Consider the following 18,940-nt stretch of genomic DNA (forward strand, 5'->3'; position numbering starts at 1 on the left):
TGGAGAAGGAAATGTAATCAGAATGGGGTTCAACGAAGAACTGGACGTCCTTCGAGATCTCCTTGACAACTCGGTTGAGAGGATGAAGGCGATCGAAGCTAGTGAAAGAAAAGCAACGGGAATCTCTTCTCTGAAGGTCAAGTTCAACAAAGTCTTCGGTTACTTCCTCGAAGTCCCGAAGAGTCAGACTAACAAGGTCCCCGAGAGCTATACCAGGAAGCAGACTCTTGTGAACTCCGAGAGATATATTACACAGGAACTCAAGTCGTTTGAAGACAAGATACTGAGCGCAAACGAAAAGATAGAGACACTCGAAAAAACTCTCTTTTCGAGTGTCTGTTTACAGCTTGCTAGTTCACTGGAGAGATTCAAGAGTGTAGCGCTGGTATTATCTGAAATCGACGCTTCTCAGTCGCTGGCATCTGTAGCAAGAAGAAACAACTATTCTCGCCCCCGCTTTTCAGAGCATGGAAAAGTGAAGGTTTCTAGTTCGAGACATCCTATTGTAGAGAAATTTGTGGCTGACTTCACGCCTAATGACATATCCATGAGCCGTACAGAGAATTTCTTCATTGTAACAGGACCGAACATGAGCGGAAAATCCACTTTCATACGGCAGATTGCCCTGCTCTCGATCATGGCTCAGATCGGCTCCTTTGTGCCTGCAGATGATGCAATGCTATCAATCTATGACAGGGTCTTCACAAGAATCGGTGCAAGGGACGAACTGGCAAGCGGGAAATCGACTTTTCTAGTAGAGATGATGGAGACGGCAACGATCCTCTCCAAGGCGACGGAAGACAGCCTGGTGATCCTGGACGAAGTGGGCAGGGGAACAAGCACCTTTGACGGTATTTCAATAGCATGGGCGGTTTCAGAGTTCATATACGAGGCGGTGGGATGTCACACGATATTCGCCACTCATTTCACGGAGCTAACCGAACTCTCTAATATGTACACGGGCATCAAGAACAAGACTGTCCGCATAGTTGAAACCGAAGAAGGAATAGTATTTCTCCACAAAGTTGTGGACGGAGTTGCAAACAGATCCCACGGAATAGAGGTTGCCAAGCTTGCAGGAATTCCCGAGGCAGTTCTCTCCAGGGCAAAAGAGATTTTGAAGGTGATCTCCAAGCAGTCTGCCCTGGACAAAGCGGTCAGGGTATTGACAGCCGAAGATCTCAAGGAGATAAGGCAATCAAAGAAAGGAAAGATGAACAGAAATCAGATCACTCTATTTTGATGCTGATAAAACATTCTGCATTCCGGAGGTTGGGCATGTCGAGAATCGAAAGGTTTAGAGAAAAGCTTAGAGAAAGCAAGCTTGACGGGTTTGTTCTTTACAACATGGAGTCCAGCAATCGCTCCAGTTCCTGGTATCTATCCGGGTTTTCCGGCTCTTTCTCAGTTCTTATTGTGACCCCGAAGGGCGAGTACATAGTGACTGATTCGAGGTACTTCACTCAAGCCGAAATTGAAACGCACTTCAAGCTGATCCCTTTCAACAATGGCGACGAACTCAAAGACGTAATTCAGGCGACGCTGGCCAAAGATGGAGCCAGCCGTGTGGGATTTGAGGAAGAGACGATCAGCTATGGTCTTTACAAGCGGGTCTTCTCCCAGCTGGGCGTCGAACTTGAACCCGCAGACAGTATTCTCAAGGATCTTAGGATGGTAAAGTCTCCGGAGGAAGTCGAGAAGATGAGACTGGCAGTCAAGATCGCCGAAGATGCGCTTACAGAGACTTTCAACTTCATTCGTCCGGGAAGGACTGAGGAAGAAGTATGTGCGACACTCGAATATGAGATCAGGAAGCGAGGAGGCTACCTTGCCTTCGAGACGATAGTGGGCAGCGGACCGAGAAGCGCAATAGTTCACGGCAGACCGTCCAATAGAACTCTCCAGGAAGGCGATTTTCTCTTGATCGACTACGGGGCAAGGGTAGACGGCTACAACTCGGATATTACAAGAACTTACAGTATAGGGGAACCGTCTGACGAAATGGTGAAGGTTTATGAAGTGGTTCTCAAAGCGCAAACAGAAGCTAAGAACGCCTCAAAGGCAGGGGTTATAGGAAGCCAGATACACGAAGTTGCAGCAAGTATAATTAGAGAGGCGGGTTATGGCGACTACTTCGGTCACGGCCTGGGCCACAGTCTGGGAATGGACACTCACGATGGCCAGGGGCTTTCTCCTAAGAACTGTAATCCTATCCCGGCCGGAGCGGTCATTACAATAGAGCCGGGCATCTATCTTCCCGGCAAATTTGGGGTTAGAATAGAAGACGATTGTTATTTTTGTGAAAGCGGAGTAGAAGTTCTGACAAATCTAGATAGAGAGTTGAAGATTCTTTAGCAATCCGGAGGTGGCTTCTAGATGATAGAAGTTGGAAAGATTAGAAAAGGAACGCCTCTTATCATTGATGGAGATATCTACATCGTGACTGAAGCAAATAAGCACTCAATGGGAAGAGGAGACGGGATAATTCGGACGAGGATGAAGAACATCAAGACCGGCCTCGTTAGGCAATTCACGTTCCAGGCAAGCGAGAAAGTGGAGGAAGCGGCGCTTTCATTCAGACATGTGCAGTACCTTTACTCGGAGGATGAGATGTTCCACTTCATGGACCTCGAAACATTTGAGCAGTATACAATTGGTTTAGACGAGATGGGAGATGCCCTGGACTACATAAAGGAGAATGAAGTGGTGGATCTTCAGTTCCATGAAGATAGGCCGATAGGTATTGTTCTTCCGAACACTGTGGTTCTGGAGGTGAAAGACACCGCTCCCGCTTACAAAGGCGACACGGTTTCGGGAAGCGGCAAACCGGCCGTTCTGGAGACGGGGCTCAAGGTGACGGTTCCATTCTTTGTCGAAAACGGTGAGTTGATTCGAGTAGACACAAGAACCGGCGAATACATCGAGAGAGCATAAGGAGAAAGGAGGGAGAATTATGGATTTTGAAGAGACTGATCTCGGCAGAATCGAGATCTCGGAGGCAGTGATCCGGGATATCGCTATTCACTCCTACATTGAATTTCTGAAATTCGATCCTAAGGAAGCCAAAGCACGAAAAGAAGCCAAGTCTACGGTAGATATCGACCTCGACGAAAAGGTCGACGGTACGAAGACTGTCAAGATATCAGTAAACACAAAGATCAAGTACGGTGTCTCTATACCCTCATATGCCAGAAAGATGCAGGAGAAGCTGAAAAACGATGTTGAAAGCTTCAGCGGCATAAAGGTTGAAGACGTTTCCATCACTATCGAAGATGTCTTTGAAGAGGCCCAAAAACCAGTGATTATTGAGGAAGAAGAGCTCGAAAAGAGCGAAGCAAAACCTGAACCGGAAGAGATGAAACCAGAAGCGACTGTAGTGGAAGAGGCTGAAGACGAAGAAAAAGAGAAAGAGGTTTGAAGACGTGAAGGCAGGTCTAAACAGAAGCAGACGAAGAATGAGGGAAATTGTTTTCAGTGCGATCTATCAGTATGACTTCAACGAAGACGTGGAGACTTCATCTGATTACCTCGAAAGGGAGTTGAGCTTCTTCTCGATGGAAGACGAAATGAAGTTGAGAACACGTAAGTACTTCGAGAGCATCTTGAAGTATCGAAGCGATATTGACGAAGTGATACGAAAACACCTTATGAACTGGACATTCGAGAGACTTGCCTCGATCGATAAGAACGTCCTTAGGCTTGGAGCGTATGAGATTATTTATGAACCCCAGATACCAATTGAGGTGACACTTAACGAATCGATCGACATCGCCAAGAAGTACGGTTCGGAGCAGGGCGGGAAATTCGTAAACGGCGTTCTCGACAGAATTGCTCGGGAGTGCGCATCAACAGAGAAAAAGCATTTATGAGGAGGAGACCATGCTGACCGATCTGGAGATAGCACAAAAAGCAGAACTGAGGGAGATTGACGAAGTTGCCTCATCGATTTCGATTCCCGACAAACACTTGAGGAGATTTGGAAAGTACGTAGCGAAAATCTCTCACCTATACCTCAATGAGCTGCAGGATAGACCTGATGGAAAGCTGGTTCTTGTTACGGCCATAAGTCCAACAAGCGCAGGTGAAGGAAAGACGACAACTTCTGTGGGTCTGGCAATGGCACTAAACAAGATCGGTAAGAAGACCTTCGTAACTCTCAGAGAACCATCCGTTGGACCGATAATGGGAATCAAGGGAGGGGCTGCCGGAGGCGGCTACTCTCAGGTGCTTCCGATGGAAGAAATCAATCTGCACTTCACAGGAGATTTTCACGCGGTATCGATGGCACATAATCTTCTTTCGGCTGTTATTGATGCACACATTAACTTCAAGAATGAATTGAAAATAGATCCGACGCAGATATACTGGCCGAGAACAATGGACATGAACGATCGGGCTCTCAGGCAGATCATCGTGGGGCTAGGCGGTTCGGCAAACGGCTATCCCAGAGAAGATTCATTTGTAATAACCGCCGCATCTGAGATCATGGCTATCATTTGCCTTTCGAAGAACCTCGTTGACCTGAAAGAGCGCCTCTCGAAAATCATTGTGGCTAGAAGTTACGACGGAGAGTTCATAACAGTTGAGGATTTGGACGTCCAGGGCGCGATGGCAACTCTACTCAAAGACGTTCTTGATCCGAACCTAGTTCAGACTCTTGAAGGAACTCCGGCTTTCGTTCACGGAGGCCCGTTCGCGAACATCGCTCACGGAACAAACACTTTGACTGCCACNNCTTGACTTCGTCTGTCAGGTCGGCGACCTGAATCCAAGCGCAGTGGTTCTCGTTGCTTCGATCAGAGCGCTGAAGCTAAACGGAGGTGCTTCCAAGAACGAAATCCAGGAAGAAGATATCGAGAGCCTGAACTATGGGTTCAAGAATCTCAAGGTTCATTTCGAAAACCTCAGAAAGTATGGGATCCCTGTAGTTGTGGCTCTAAACGAATTCCCAACAGATACGGCGAAGGAAAGGGAAACGTTTGACGCTCTATGCAAGGCTGACTCCATACCTTACGAATTGTCGAAAGTGTGGGCCGAGGGCGGTGCAGGTGGAATCGATCTCGCAAAGAAGCTACTTGAGGTCATTGATCAGCCCAATAGCTACAAGCCCCTGATACCAATGGAAGCTCCGTTTGAGGAAAGGCTGGAAAAACTTGCAATGGAAATCTACAGAGCCGGAAGAGTAGATCTTGAACCAGCGGCTAAGAGCAAACTCAGGCTCTTTAAGAAGAAGGGTCTCGACCGTCTTCCGATAATCGTCGCCAAGACCCAGTACTCAATTTCTGACGATGATAAAAAGCTTGGAGCGCCGGAAGGCTACACTTTCAAAGTACGAGATCTCAATCTATCGGCAGGTGCCGGATTCATAGTTGTGGTTGCCGGCAAGATAATGCTGATGCCCGGACTCGGGAAGGATCCCAACGCGAAGCACATAGATATCGACGCAGACGGAAAGATCAGCGGGCTCTTTTGAGGTGATGAAGATGATACTTGATGGAAAGATCGTTTCAGAGAGTATTTATTCTGATGTCAAAGAGAAGATCAAAGAGAGAGCGGAAAATCTTCCTTCGCTCGTTCTCTTCTGCGATGAGCCCGATGCTTCTAACAAGTCGTATATGAGATCAATAAAGAAGCAGGGGGAAAAACTCGGCATAGAGGTCATTGTTCACGACAGCGGGATCAATCCCATCGAAGAGATCTCGAAGATGAACAACGACAAAAGCGTTGCGGGAATAATGGTTATGCATCCTCTTAAAAACGCCGATGAAAAGGCGGTTCTGGCCGCTCTCGATCCGGGAAAGGATCTGGAGGGTCGGACGGTATCGAACCTCGGCGGAATAATCAACGACGAGGAGTTTTTCGCTCCTCCAACTGCCGAGGCCGTGATGGAGATTCTGAGTTACTACGGAATCGAAGTCAAAGGCAGGGACATAACTATTGTTGGAAGATCAAACACGGTCGGAAAGCCTCTGGCACTGCTGCTTCTCAAAAAAGGTGTAGACGGTACGGTTACCGTTTGCCACTCGAGGAGCAGGGACATCTCCGAAAAGACTTTCAACGCCGATATAGTGGTTAGTGCCGTTGGAATAGCGAAATTCGTGCATCGAGAGATGATCAAGCCCGGGGGCATTGTAATAGATGTGGGAATCAACTTTGTTGACGGCAAGCTGGTTGGAGACGTTGACTTCGATGAAGTCAGCCAGATAGCGGCAGCGATAACCCCTGTTCCCGGAGGAGTGGGCAGCGTAACGACGGCGCTCTTGTTCAGGCACTACACAAAATCCCTTGAAAGATTGGAGTCTTAGCAGATGAATGAACAGCCACTATTCAGGCGACTAAAAGACTACTCCTATGCCCAGCTGGAGGTTCTTGCCAGCGAAATTCGTGACACGATAACGAGAGTAGTTTCCTCTAACACAGGTCATCTGGCTTCCAACCTGGGTACCGTCGAGCTGACAATTGCGTTATATAGAGTGTTCGATCCCGATGAAGACGTTTTAATATGGGATACGGGACACCAGGCATATACTCACAAGCTGCTTACGGGGAGATACGGTTCCTTTGGCTCCTTGAGGAAGAAGGGTGGAGTTAGCGGTTTCCTTAACAGGATTGAGAGTCCGTATGACTTCTTCGGTGCCGGCCATGTAGGCACGGCTCTTCCTGCCGCAATGGGTATAGAGCAGGCAGATAACATATTCCGAAGCTCAAGGAATGTCGTTGTTGTTGCCGGAGACGGTGCCTTGACTTCGGGAATGGCACTGGAAGCTTTGAATCAGATGAAGGACATAGGTTCGAAGATAAAGGTGATCGTTAACGATAACGGAATGAGTATCGGAAAGAATGTGGGGAGTCTTTCGTCTTCTCTTGCCGAACTGAGACTCAATCCTGTGTACAGAGAAATGAAGGGCGATCTCAAGAACACCCTTGAAGCGATGAAACTGGTAAGCCTGGAGCAGTTCCTGTCGAAAATCAAGAGCGGCCTGAAGGCCTCAATTCTAGGCGGAAACTTGTTCGAAGACATGGGGCTAAACTACATTGGTCCGGTTAAAGGCCACGACTTCCAGGAGATGGAGGCCGTGTTTTCGGCAGTCAAGCAGCTCAGGGAACCCTTCCTGGTACATGTTGTCACAAAAAAGGGCAAAGGTCTTGAGTATGCAGAATGCAACCCTACCAGGTTCCACAGTGTCAGCAAGATCGACCCGGATAGTGGAGAGAAGATCTCGAACAGCGGCGAACTTTCTTACAGCGAGGTCTTTGGAAAGGTCCTGACAGAGCTTGCGGAGGAAGATCCTTCCATATCGGCAATAACCGCCGCGATGCCAGACGGAACGGGACTGGCAGAGTTTGCGAAGAAATATCCTGCCAGATTGTTCGACCTTGGCATAACGGAGCAGCTTTGCACCACTTTCGCCGCAGGGATGGCAGCAGCGAAGACGAAGCCGGTCTTTGCAGTATATTCGACTTTCTTGCAAAGAGCCTTGGATCAGTTGATCCATGATGTGGCCCTTCAGGATCTGCCGGTGTTATTCGCAGTAGACAGGGCAGGAATAGTTGGGCAGGACGGACCGACCCATAACGGAATCTTCGATATTGCTTTCCTTTCGATGATTCCAAATATGCAAATTCTTGCACCTTCGAGCCTGAAGGAACTGGCGAACATGATCTTCACTCTCTTCGCTGAGAAATGGATGGACCATCCCACTGCGATAAGATATCCGAGAGAGACGGAACTCCAGAGCATCGACGAGATTCTCTCGAACCTGAGGAAGATAGAGCTGTTCAAGTGGGAAAAGGTGATCGACGGAAAGGAAGCCGCCATTCTTGCAACAGGAGCAATGGTTTCCAGGAGCAGGGAGGCCGCTCTCTTGAACGGATATGCACTCTATAACTGCCGATCAATAAAGCCGTTCGACAAAGCGGCTCTAGGACAAATCTTTGCCGATTACGACCTGATTGTGACGGTTGAAGAGGGAATAAAGAGCGGGGGCTTCGGCTCCAACGTAGCACTTGAAGCTATTAGGCAGAATTACAATGGTAGAATCGATATTATTGCAATTGAGGACCGTTTCTCTTCTCACGGCACAAGGGAAGAGGTATTGAATGAGCTGGGGCTAGATGCCAGGGGAATAGAGAATAGAATCTCTAAACTGAGAGGTGAAAAGAATGCAAGTAACTACAGAATTCGGTAAGATCGATATTTCTCTTCAGGCGATATCTTCGATAGTCAAAAAGGTTGTATCTGAGTCTTACGGACCGGTGAACGTCGGATCGCCCCAAACGGGCTTTTTGACAAAGCTTTTCGGCACGGGAGAGGATTCCAGAAAGGGAATCAAAGTAACCGAGGAGATCGACGGCACGCTTGAGATAGACATCGATTTGATTCTCGAGTACGGAGTAAGAATTCCCACAGTCGTTGAAAACATCCAGGAAAATGTATTTCACAAGCTGAAGGAGCTTACTGAAGCAACCAATATAAAGGTGAATATTCACGTTGTCGGCTTGCAGGATTGATGGGAGGCAAAAGAGATGAAACGTATCAACGGCAAGTTTTTTGTCGCCGCCTTCCAGAAAGCCGCTGAACGACTTCTGGCAAATAAAGATGAGATCAACGCGCTTAATGTCTTTCCTGTTCCAGACGGAGATACTGGATCTAATATGGCGGCCGCTATGATAGAGGCATGCGAGTATCTCGATAGATTGAAGAAAGATGATTTGGTGAGCGTTCTGGAAGCGGTTAAGACCGGCATGTTGATGGGTGCCCGTGGGAACTCCGGTGTTATTCTATCTCAGATATTCAGAGGATTCGCCGAGGGAATCGGAAACAGAAAGTTTGTTGGCACAAAGGCCTTCACCGAGGGCCTGCAAAAAGCAAAAGAAGTCGCTTATAGATCCGTAATGAAACCGGTTGAAGGTACGATGCTTACAGTTGTGAAGGTTACCGCAGAGACTGCCAACGAGCATTACGGAGACATTGAAGATTTCGAAGAGTATTTCGAGAATCTTATCAAAGTGGCTTTTGACACGGTGGAGAAGACACCGACCCTCCTGCCTAAACTAAAGGAAGCTGGAGTAGTAGATTCTGGAGCAAAGGGATTGGCTCACATATTCGAAGGATTCCTGCTGGCAATAAAGGGCGAGTTGGAACTCGAAGGACCTATTCAGCAAATGCCGCAGGCAATGGGTTCTTCAACTGAACGAATCGTCGAGATCGTAAGGGAAGAACTCAAGTTCACTTACTGTACAGAACTGATAGTCAACCTTAACGACTCCGAGAACCCCGAAGAAACTTCGGAAGTAATGAAGGCATACCTTGAAGAGATGGGCGATTCAATCGTCATGGTTCACCAGGATGAACTGATAAAGATTCACGTACACACAGATCATCCCGGAGATGTAATCGAGAAGTTTCTGGGAATCGGTTTTCTTCAGAAGGTGAAGATAGATAACATGAGGGTCCAGCATGAACACATAGTTGACATTCAGTCTAGAGGGCCCGAGATGTACGGCAACGGAAAACATCACGGAGTCATTGTGGTCTCGCCTGGAGACGGCCTGGCAGATGTTCTGAAGAGTCTTGGAGTTGATTTTGCAGTAAAGGGCGGCCAGACCATGAATCCGAGTTTGAAGGATCTTTACGAAGCTATCAGCCGAGTTACGGCCGACAAGGTAATAGTGCTTCCGAACAATCCAAACATAATTCTTACCGCAAAAGAGGCGGCGAATGCAATTCACGACGACAACCCAGAAAAGCAGGTTTACATCATCCCTACACGCACCGTTCAGGAAGGGATAGCGGCTATGACCGTCTATAACGACGAGATGGAAACCGAGTCGTTGATTGCCGAGATGAAAGAATCGGCCGAAGCAGTTTTTCCGATCTCTATTACATATGCCGTGCGTGACTCAAGCATGAAAGGAAAGAAGATAAAGAAGGGTGAATACATCGCGATAGGAAGAGAAGGCTTGATAAGCTCGGGCAGGAAGCTCGAGAAGCTTGTCCATGACTCGATTAAGATCGCTCTTGGCAAAGACACCGACAAGGAAGTGGTCACGATTTTTTACGGATCGGAAGTCTCCGAGGAAACTGCCGGGAAGCTCCTTGAATCTCTTTCAGGAAACTTCTCGGATCTTGAATTCGAAATCCACAGCGGTGGACAACCATACTATTACTACCTGATTTCAATTGAATAGATTACCATTTCAGGAGGGAACGATGTACTTACAGGACGTAGTAGTAAAACTTAACTCGTACTGGTCCGGTCAGGGGTGTATAATCGACCAGCCGTATGACCTGGAAATGGGTGCGGGAACATTTCATCCCTCGACATTCCTAAGATCGCTGGGCAAGAAGCCCTGGAAAGTCGCCTTCATCCAACCAAGCAGAAGACCCACAGACGGTAGATACGGCGAAAACCCGATGAGGGTTCAGAGGTATTTCCAGTATCAGGTGATTATCAAGCCCAACCCTGAGAATTCTCAGGAGCTTTACCTCGGTTCTCTGGAAGCTCTGGGAATAAACCCAGTGGAGCACGACATTCGTTTTGTGGAAGACAACTGGGAATCTCCGACTCTGGGAGCCTGGGGAGTGGGCTGGGAGGTCTGGTTAGATGGAATGGAGGTCAGTCAGTTCACGTATTTCCAGCAGGTTGGCGGAATCGACGTAGACCTCGTTTCTCTCGAGATCACCTATGGGCTTGAAAGAATCACAATGTATCTTCAAAAGAAAGCGAACATATTCGATATAGACTGGAATGAAGAGTTCAAGTATGGAGATGTATTCCTGGAGAACGAGAAAGAGTTCTCGGCCTACAATTTCGATGTGGCAAATACTTCCAGGCTCTTCGATCTCTACAGATTCTATCGCGAAGAATTCGATCTATGCATGAAAAACGGACTTGTAAGACCTTCTTACGACTATATGATCAAGTGCTCTCACGCCTTCAATCTTCTTGACGCCAGGAATGCCATCAGCGTATCTCAGCGTCAGAGCTACATCAAATCTATAAGAGAGATGGCAAAAACAGTTGCCGAAGCATATGTAGCCAAGGAGACCAATTCAGATGAATGATCATAAGGCACTGCTTGAAGTCGGAATTGAAGAGCTTCCTTCAAGTGAGGTTCAAGGAATGAGAAAACAGCTCTTAGAGAGAATAGAGAAGTCTCTCGAGAGTAATCGTTTGGGTTATGGAGGAATCGAGATCTTCGTTGCCAGCAGGCGATTCGGAGTGTTAATTCGAGACATAGAATCCAGTCAGGCGGACTTTGTGGAAAAGAGAAAAGGCCCGTCAGAGAAGATCGCCTATAGGGACGGCGAACCGACCAAGGCGCTCCTTGGATTCCTTAGGGGAAGTAACTCTCAGCTTGACGAAGTGAGTATTGAAGACGGATATGTATACGTAGAGAGACATATAAGGGGAAAGACTGCCAGAGAACTCTTGCCTCAGATCTTCTCAGATATGTTGCGATCGCTGGATTTCAAGAAGCCGATGCGTTGGGGAGACGGAACTTATAGATTCGTGAGGCCGGTCAAGTGGATAGTTGCTATGCTTGACTCCGAAATCCTCGATATGGAGCTCTTCGGAAAGAGATCGTCAAACAAGTCCAGGGGACACCGTTTCTTCTTCGATGAAGTTGAAGTATCGCCTGAGAATTACTTTCAGAATTTGAGAGATGCTCTGGTGATCGCTCGAGAGAGCGACAGAGAAGAAAGAACTCTCTCTGAAATCAGAAGAATTGAGTCGGATATTAATAGCCAGATTCCTGTTGATGAAGAACTGCTTGCCGAAGTCGTTTCTTTGACAGAATACCCAACGGCAGTTCTGGGAAACTTCATGGAGAAGTACCTCTCACTCCCGCCTGAAGTAATCATCGTAACTATAAAGCACCATCAGAGAACTTTCCCGGTCTACAAAGAAGGCAAGCTGACTAACGGCTTTGTTGCCTTTCAAGACGGACCAGATGATCCGCTGGGAAACATTCGATTAGGGTACGAGGAAGTTATAAACGCAAGGCTCGAAGACGCCTTCTTCTACTTCGAGAAAGACAAAGAGAAACCGATCGAGAACTACGTAGACGGATTGGAAGGAATCCTCTTTCAGCGGGGGCTTGGCACTCTGAAAGACAAAACCGACAGAACGATAGCACTTTCAGAGGCGATCTCTAAGAAACTCGGAGCCAAGAGAGAAGAACTGCTGGAGGTTAAGAGAACCTCTCTTCTTGCGAAAGCAGATCAAACCACAAGAGTCGTGCAGGAGTTTCCGGAGCTTCAGGGGATAATGGGAAGAATCTACGCTGAACTGTCCGGCGAAGATCCTGACGTCTGTACTGGAATAGAGGAGCACTACCGTGACAATGTGGTTCCGGCAACTCTGGCCGGTCCCGTAACCGGTATATCCGATCGTATAGATACTTTGGTCGGTAATTTCATGATAGGGAACATACCCTCTGCATCGAAGGATCCCTACGCTCTGAGGAGAAAGACTTCTTTCATATTCAAGACAATGCATCATCTCGGATGGAAACTCGATCTTCTCGGTCTGATTGAAGAAGCTTCCAGTGCCCTTGCCGGGGTGAATAGTGAAACACTTGATGCCATCACCGACTTCTTCTCTAACAGATTCGAAGCGTTCCTTCTTGAGAAGGGCTTCTCGATGAACATAGCACGATCGGTGAAGGTGTGGTGGAGGTTCCCGTATCTCGGAGTTCGCGCGGCCGAAGCGATCTCAGAGTATGTAAAGAAGGAGGATTTTACAGATCTTCTAGTAGCTTATCAAAGGGTCCACAATATAAGCAGAGGTCATTCGAGCAACTTTTTTGACGGTTCTAAGTTCGTCGAGCAGGCCGAACGTGACTTACTGAACAACTATTTGAAATGCTTCGACGATGTAATGGAAGCGCTCGAGCGCGACGATTTCGAGAAATCGCTCCTGTTACTGACATCTCTTAAGCCTCACATAGACAGATACTTCGACGATGTCTTTGTTATGGCCGAACAGGAAGATATCCGCCTCAACAGACTCGGCTTCCTCAAATCCCTAGATCAGCTCTTCTTGAAGATAGGCGATCTCTCGCTGCTTCTCGAAGAAGAGAGAGCGTGAAGCGTCGGTGAAGTCCGGGACTGTTGCTTTAGTGGGAAAGCCCAATGTGGGAAAGTCCACATTGATAAACACCATTATCGGAGAGAAGATCGCTATCGTCTCCGATAAACCGCAGACAACGAGAAACCGGATAGGCGGAATACTAACGACTGAGGAGGGCCAGATCGTCTTCTACGACACGCCCGGAATTCACAAACCTCTTCACAGACTCGGACAATACATTCTAAAAGTCGCGACTTCATCGCTGGCCGGATCGGATCTTCTGCTGGTTATAGTCGACCCGACGGACGGGCTTCGCGAGTCGGACAGGCTCGTTGCCAATCATGTTAATCAAAGCAGAATTCCTGTCTTTCTCGCCATCAACAAGATTGATGAATACAAAAACGAAAGGCTTATTCAGGACTTCAAAGCAAAGGCCGAAGAGCTTTTCGAAAACGTTCGAAAGACTTTCCTGATCTCTGCTAAGAGCGGAGATGGTGTTAAAGAGATAATTGAAGATGTCTTCGACTTTCTTCCAGAGGGAAAGATGCTTTTCCCCGAAGACTTGATAACTGATCGTTCTTCCAGATTCATGGCATCGGAAGTAATTCGAGAAAAGGTTCTGCAGAACACCAGACAGGAGATCCCCCACTCGGTGGGAGTTGTTGTTCGGGAGTTCAAAGACGAAGGTAGTATACTGAAAATAAGAGCCGATGTAATCGTAGAGAGGAGCAGTCAGAAACCGATAATTCTCGGCAAGGGCGGCTCGATGATCAAAACGATCGGCACTGAAGCGAGGACGGATCTCGAATACATATTCGACCAGAAAGTCTTCCTCGATCTCTTTGTCAAGGTAAGAGAAAAGTGGAGAGATAAAGATTCCTTTATACAGGAGTTCACAAACCTAAAAGACGAACTTCAGTAGACCGGGGGGATGTAAATGAAAAAGGGAAAGGCGACTTTCGTTCTCTTTCTTATGCTCTTCATGATGGTCCTTCTAAACGCGGACCAGATGGTCATGTCTCCGAACATCGGGGAAATCGAGACCGAATTTGGAATAACAAAAGCAGACATTGGCCTCATCCAGGGTTCATTCACTATCGTCGGCGCCCTCATTTCACTTCTATGGGGCTTCCTGGCAGACAAGTACAGTAGAAAACACCTTCTGCTATTCAGCGTTTTGGTGGGCGAGATCCCATGCTTCCTGTCTGCCTTCGTCCAGACTTTCCCTCAGCTCTTCATTACACGGGCTTTGACGGGGATCGGGGTAGGAGCTCTCTTTCCAGTCGTCTTTTCGTACGCCGGAGATGCTTTCAAAGAGTCTCAGAGAGCAAAGGTCAATTCCTTCCTCTCTACGGCAATATCTTTGGGAGCCATTGTAGGGATGGTAATTGCCGGCTTCACCGGCACATCTCTTGGCTGGAGAACGCCCTTCATCATCGTATCTCTTCCGAACATTGTCCTCGCGTTCCTATTCTTCCTGTTCGCTGAAGAACCAAAGAGAGGAGCCGCCGAAGTGGCTGTCGGTGAACTCGTGGATCAGGGGATAAATTACATCGGAAAAGTTAGACTGTCCGACTACAAGGAACTCTTCAAAGTGAAGACGAATCTGATTCTCTTCATACAGGGTATTTTGGGAACGATTCCCTGGGGAGCGATACCGTACTATCTTGTGAACTACTTCGAAACCTCGAAAAACCTCTCAAAGGAATCGGCCACTCTGATTTTCATTTTCTTTGGAGTCGGAAACGTGCTTGGAATATTCTTCGGAGGTCTTGTCGGTGGTCTATTGTATAAGAAGAAGCCGTCATACATGCCTCTCTTCAGTGGAATAACGACAATAATCGGCACTTTCGTGGCTCTCCTGGCCTTGAACTTCCCTCCAGTTGAGGGAGCCGGCAGCTTCATAATGCTGGGAGCGCTTGGAATGGTTGCTGCCGCTTCAGCGTCTATGACCGGACCAAACATGAAGACCATGCTGATGAATGTCAATCCCCCGGAAAACAGGGGAAGGATATTCTCGGTTTTCAACTTGACAGATTCTCTCGGAACGGGATTTGGGCAGTTCTTTGCAGGAACCCTGGCTACGGCAGTAGGCTCGCTGGGAGTCGCAATGAACGTTTCCGCGCTCTTCTGGCTTCCTTGCGGACTGGTGCTTCTTACTGCAGTACTGGCTTTCCCTAGAGACATCGACTCCCTTCACAGAAAGATGAAAGAGACTGCTCTCACTATGGGGAGGGGAAAATAGAGGCTTGTCAAGGGGTCGAAATTGATTACAGGACTGCCTTTGACTTGGAATATCGAAAAGAAAGTTGTATAATCTAATTGCTGAAGTAACCCTCAGACCGCTTCGCTGCCCTCGAAAAGGGCAGCAATTTTTATTTATAATGGTTATTTGCATAGATTTCTTCTTTGGGCTTGCTCGAAGTGCAGCGATTTTAGGAACGATACTTAGTTGGTGAGGAAATAATCTGCGATTCCCGTAACCAGGGCCTCAACAAGCTTTTCTCTGTAATCACTGGTAGAGAGAAGGACATCTTCTTCGGGATTTGACATGAACCCCGCTTCGAAAATCAGCACGGGAACTTCAGACCAGTTGAACCCCGTCATGTCGTCACGAACTCTGATTCCGAGAGACTTGATCCCGCTTATTTGAAGCAAGCTCGCATGGATCTTCTCGGCAGCCTTCCTGCTCTCTTCGTAGATCGGTGCAGTGTATTTGGACGATGAAGAAGGAATAATCAGCATGAACCCCTTCAGATAATTATCAGAGCTATAATCTGCATGAACACGAATACATAAGTCCGCATTAGCCTCATTTGCGATCTTCGCTCTTTCGATATTGCTCAAATTGACATCATGGCTCTCTCTGGTCATCACGACGTCGTACCCTTCCTCAAGAAGCCTATCCCTCAGCATGAACGACAATTCCAGATTGAAAACATACTCGGGGATTCCCGTAGATACGCCGCGAGTCCCCGTGGAAACCTTCGCCTTTGTTGTCTCGGAACCGGGAGCGATCGGCTCATGAGTCAGATCGGCCTCCTTCTGATGACCGGGGTCGATGCAGATAGTTAGCGAGAAACCAAGACCGGCAAACAACATTACAACTATTAGAAGTACTAATCTGTTCTTTGAATGCATGGAACCACTCCTAATTATTAGTCAATAAAGATTATAACTTCATTACGAATCGACAAGGTTAAACCTCAAGACTTGTAGTTACATTCACGGTCCACTCGGAAACGGAGACCCATTGACGGTGAACTGTCATACGCTTCCAGACGTGTCGGCCTCTCCTCCTGCCGAAGTCGGCCTTACTTCGTCGTGCAGCGAGCATCACTTCCCCGGACGATCCTCCGGGCCTCCGTCCCTGGGGAACTTAGCAATGCTTTCATTTCAATCCGGCATCTTCCCATCCTCGCTTTGTAGGTTATAATTATCAAGGAGGTGAGAGCTATGGCAAGCACTTACAGAAAAGAGATGCTGGAGTCAGAGATAATGAAGGTTCTCACAGTAGCTCTATCATCTTACACAGGCCACAACGACTCGCTTGGAATGACTTCCATTGTTAGGGTAGAACTCAGCAAGGACAAGAGATTCGCAACGATATTCGTCAGCTTGATGGGTCCTGACGATAGAAAGAAGAAACTCGTTGAGAAGCTGAATGAAGACAAGGGGATCTTCAGAACGGCTATTGCAAAGAATATCAGGCTATTCAAAGCTCCCGAAATACGCTTCAAGGAAGATATTGGAATTGAGGCAAGCCTCAGGGTAGCACAGTTGCTTGAACAGATCGAAAAGGAGAAAAAAGAGCCGAATAATGAGTGACGGAATAATACTCGTTGACAAGCCCGTTGGTGTAACCTCTCACGATGTTGTCAACCTTCTTCGCAAGAAACTGAATACAAAGAAGATCGGTCATGCGGGAACACTTGACCCTTTTGCAAGCGGACTTCTGATTGCCGGAATCAAAAAGGGAACCAGATTGCTCGAGTATTTCCTTGAAATGGATAAGACATATAGAGCGGAGCTTGAACTGGGGAGGATAACCGACACCTTCGATATCACAGGAAAGACAGTTGAAGAGAGAGAAGTTCCCGAGATCTCGATTGACGACATAACTTCGGTTTTGAAGTCGTTCGAAGGAGAGTATTTGCAGGTGCCGCCTGCATACTCTGCAAAAAAGCACAACGGAGAAAGACTGTACAAACTAGCTAGAGAGGGGAAGATCATAAACCTTCCACCGAAATCAGTGAAGGTTCACTCAATAGAACACATAACTCTCTCACAGAACAAGGTCACCTTCACCGCAAGGGTCTCGAAGGGAACTTATATAAGATCGCTAGTCATGGACATTGGCTACAAACTTGGCTGTGGAGCGACAACCACTAACCTCCGTCGAATTTCGCAGGGCAGATTCTCGGTAGACAACTCATACAGTATAGATGATGTTTCGCAGATCTCCGTAATCCCAATGGAGGAAGCAGTGGATTTTTTGCCCGGTCTTCTCCTCAGCGAGTCCGAAAGCAGCAAGGTGTTACTAGGTAATCAGATCCATGCTAACGGAGTTGCCGGCATCTTAGGGCACTTCGAGAAAGACGAGATTATCAGGATAATTGGAAGCGACGAGCGGCTTATCGCAGTGGCCAAATCCGAACGCACCTCCTCATTCTTGAAGACGCTTATCGCGAAAGACTCCAAAGAAAGAGTGGCCAAACTCGTGAAGGTTCTCGGTGCATGAAATGTATGTAGCCTGTATAGGTAACTTCGATGGCGTACATCTTGGGCATAGAGCGATCATGAAAACAACGGTAGATGTTTCAGAAAGCCTTAAGATGCAGAGCACAGCTATATCAATCGTCTATCCCTGGGGATACTACTTCCCCAACTTTCCCGGCATCATCTATCCTGTTGCCCAGCGTTTGGAGCTTATCCTGGCAACAGGTATAGAGAGAGTAATTACTGCCAACATGGCCGAGATAAGATACCTTGAGCCGGAGAAATACATCTCGGGCCTTGTGAAGCAGGGCGTAAAAGCCTTTGTAGTAGGTAAAGACTTCACATTTGGAAGCGGTGCGAAGGGAAACGTCGATCTTTTGGAGAGACTTTCAAAAGAGATGGATTTCGGCGTTGTAGTAGTTCACGATACACTTCATAACGAAAGAAGAGTCAGCAGTAGCTGGATAAGGGAGAGCCTTGTCAAAGGTGATATCGGATTGGCTAACACTCTCCTGGGGAAGAAGTACTCTATACGGGGAAAAGTGTACAAGGACAAACAGCTCGGTTCGAAAATCGGTTTTCCCACAGCAAACATAAGCAGGGGAGACGAAAAGCTGGTAACACCGAAGTCGGGAGTTTACATTGTCAAGTCGCAGATCAACTCAAGAGACTACTTTGGCCTGCTAAACATTGGATTCAGACCGACAATAAACACTTCCGAAGAGGTGAAGTACGAGATCTACTTCTTTGATTACTCGGGCAGCCTCTATGACAGAAATCTAGAGCTGGAGCTCCTCGAATTCATAAGGCCGGAACTTAAATTCGAATCCCTCGACGACTTGATAGAACAGATCAGACATGATGTAAAAGTCTCAAAGCGCTGGCTCGAAATTCACTCAGATATGCTCTGAGAAGAACGATGAGATTGCCTCGAAGAACTGAGGCTTCCTCTCTTCATCTGCAAACATCTCGTGCTTTCCACCGGCTATCTCAATTATTCTCTTCTCTGACTCTATCTTCTTGTAGAGCTCCTGTGCCCCAGCGGGATCGACAACCCTGTCTGCAGAGCCATATACGATCAGAGTAGGGATTTTGATTTTGTTCGCATTGGCCATTGCCAGATCGATACTATCTTCAAGCCC

General features: G+C 47.5%; 18 protein-coding genes and 1 pseudogene. 17 read left to right on the forward strand and 2 right to left on the reverse strand.

Annotated features, from left to right (window positions below):
- From mutS to B3N33_RS07890, 14 genes and pseudogenes are all read left to right on the forward strand, one after another.
- Window positions 1-1,243: DNA mismatch repair protein MutS (mutS, locus tag B3N33_RS07820; RefSeq protein WP_292592867.1), on the forward strand; the 1,243-nt coding region annotated here is incomplete at its 5' end.
- A 35-nt stretch (window positions 1,244-1,278) separates the two neighbouring features.
- Window positions 1,279-2,355, forward strand: a complete 1,077-nt coding sequence (locus tag B3N33_RS07825) for a M24 family metallopeptidase (protein ID WP_292592868.1) — start codon at window positions 1,279-1,281, stop codon at window positions 2,353-2,355.
- A gap of 21 nt (window positions 2,356-2,376) precedes the next feature.
- Window positions 2,377-2,934, forward strand: coding sequence for an elongation factor P (efp, locus tag B3N33_RS07830; protein WP_099831094.1), 558 nt, complete (start codon window positions 2,377-2,379; stop codon window positions 2,932-2,934).
- Between the two features lie 19 nt (window positions 2,935-2,953).
- The gene (locus tag B3N33_RS07835) at window positions 2,954-3,418 is read left to right on the forward strand and encodes an Asp23/Gls24 family envelope stress response protein (RefSeq protein WP_214061406.1); all 465 of its coding nucleotides are present in this window, start codon (window positions 2,954-2,956) and stop codon (window positions 3,416-3,418) included.
- A 4-nt stretch (window positions 3,419-3,422) separates the two neighbouring features.
- The gene (gene nusB, locus B3N33_RS07840) at window positions 3,423-3,869 is read left to right on the forward strand and encodes a transcription antitermination factor NusB (RefSeq protein ID WP_099831092.1); all 447 of its coding nucleotides are present in this window, start codon (window positions 3,423-3,425) and stop codon (window positions 3,867-3,869) included.
- Window positions 3,870-3,879: 10 nt separating this feature from the next.
- Window positions 3,880-5,473: pseudogene (locus B3N33_RS12965) on the forward strand (formate--tetrahydrofolate ligase).
- Window positions 5,474-5,483: 10 nt separating this feature from the next.
- Window positions 5,484-6,305, forward strand: coding sequence for a bifunctional 5,10-methylenetetrahydrofolate dehydrogenase/5,10-methenyltetrahydrofolate cyclohydrolase (locus B3N33_RS07855; RefSeq protein WP_292592875.1), 822 nt, complete (start codon window positions 5,484-5,486; stop codon window positions 6,303-6,305).
- 3 nt (window positions 6,306-6,308) lie between these two features.
- Window positions 6,309-8,189 (forward strand): 1-deoxy-D-xylulose-5-phosphate synthase, encoded by a 1,881-nt coding sequence (dxs, locus tag B3N33_RS07860; RefSeq protein WP_292590162.1) that lies wholly within the window; start codon window positions 6,309-6,311, stop codon window positions 8,187-8,189.
- Window positions 8,164-8,511 carry an Asp23/Gls24 family envelope stress response protein gene (locus B3N33_RS07865; RefSeq protein ID WP_014730630.1) on the forward strand — a complete coding sequence of 116 codons (348 nt, stop codon included), beginning with the start codon at window positions 8,164-8,166 and terminating at the stop codon, window positions 8,509-8,511. Before dxs ends, B3N33_RS07865 begins: the two co-directional genes overlap by 26 nt.
- 15 nt (window positions 8,512-8,526) lie before the next feature.
- The gene (locus tag B3N33_RS07870; RefSeq protein WP_292590160.1) at window positions 8,527-10,191 is read left to right on the forward strand and encodes a DAK2 domain-containing protein; all 1,665 of its coding nucleotides are present in this window, start codon (window positions 8,527-8,529) and stop codon (window positions 10,189-10,191) included.
- Between the two features lie 22 nt (window positions 10,192-10,213).
- Window positions 10,214-11,068, forward strand: a complete 855-nt coding sequence (locus B3N33_RS07875) for a glycine--tRNA ligase subunit alpha (protein WP_292592876.1) — start codon at window positions 10,214-10,216, stop codon at window positions 11,066-11,068.
- Window positions 11,061-13,097, forward strand: a complete 2,037-nt coding sequence (gene glyS / locus B3N33_RS07880; RefSeq protein ID WP_292592878.1) for a glycine--tRNA ligase subunit beta — start codon at window positions 11,061-11,063, stop codon at window positions 13,095-13,097. Before B3N33_RS07875 ends, glyS begins: the two co-directional genes overlap by 8 nt.
- A 7-nt stretch (window positions 13,098-13,104) precedes the next feature.
- Complete coding sequence (era, locus tag B3N33_RS07885; RefSeq protein ID WP_292592880.1) at window positions 13,105-14,001, forward strand: GTPase Era; 897 nt, start codon at window positions 13,105-13,107, stop codon at window positions 13,999-14,001.
- A 15-nt stretch (window positions 14,002-14,016) separates the two neighbouring features.
- A complete protein-coding gene (locus tag B3N33_RS07890) occupies window positions 14,017-15,324 on the forward strand; it encodes an MFS transporter (RefSeq protein WP_099831084.1) in 1,308 nt (435 codons plus the stop codon).
- A 203-nt stretch (window positions 15,325-15,527) separates the two neighbouring features.
- Here the strand turns inward: B3N33_RS07890 and B3N33_RS07895 are convergent, their stop codons facing one another.
- Window positions 15,528-16,220 (reverse strand): N-acetylmuramoyl-L-alanine amidase, encoded by a 693-nt coding sequence (locus tag B3N33_RS07895; protein WP_292592882.1) that lies wholly within the window; start codon window positions 16,218-16,220, stop codon window positions 15,528-15,530.
- A gap of 315 nt (window positions 16,221-16,535) precedes the next feature.
- Here B3N33_RS07895 and rbfA point away from each other — a divergent pair, with 315 nt between their 5' ends.
- The 3 genes from rbfA to ribF are packed head-to-tail and all read left to right on the forward strand — an operon-like array spanning window position 16,536 to window position 18,709.
- A complete protein-coding gene (gene rbfA / locus B3N33_RS07900; protein ID WP_103134101.1) occupies window positions 16,536-16,907 on the forward strand; it encodes a 30S ribosome-binding factor RbfA in 372 nt (123 codons plus the stop codon).
- Complete coding sequence (gene truB / locus B3N33_RS07905) at window positions 16,900-17,820, forward strand: tRNA pseudouridine(55) synthase TruB (RefSeq protein WP_103134100.1); 921 nt, start codon at window positions 16,900-16,902, stop codon at window positions 17,818-17,820. The genes rbfA and truB overlap by 8 nt, the downstream gene beginning before the upstream one ends.
- Before the next feature lies 1 nt (window position 17,821).
- On the forward strand, window positions 17,822-18,709 hold the full coding sequence (ribF, locus tag B3N33_RS07910; protein WP_258006174.1) for a riboflavin biosynthesis protein RibF: 888 nt from the start codon (window positions 17,822-17,824) through the stop codon (window positions 18,707-18,709).
- On the opposite strand, the gene B3N33_RS07915 is transcribed toward ribF, so the two are convergent.
- Window positions 18,695-18,940: alpha/beta hydrolase (locus B3N33_RS07915; protein ID WP_292592883.1), on the reverse strand; the 246-nt coding region annotated here is incomplete at its 5' end. The two genes, ribF and B3N33_RS07915, sit on opposite strands and share 15 nt — an antisense overlap.

The organism is Mesotoga sp. UBA5825, assembly GCF_002432955.1.
GTDB lineage: Bacteria > Thermotogota > Thermotogae > Petrotogales > Kosmotogaceae > Mesotoga.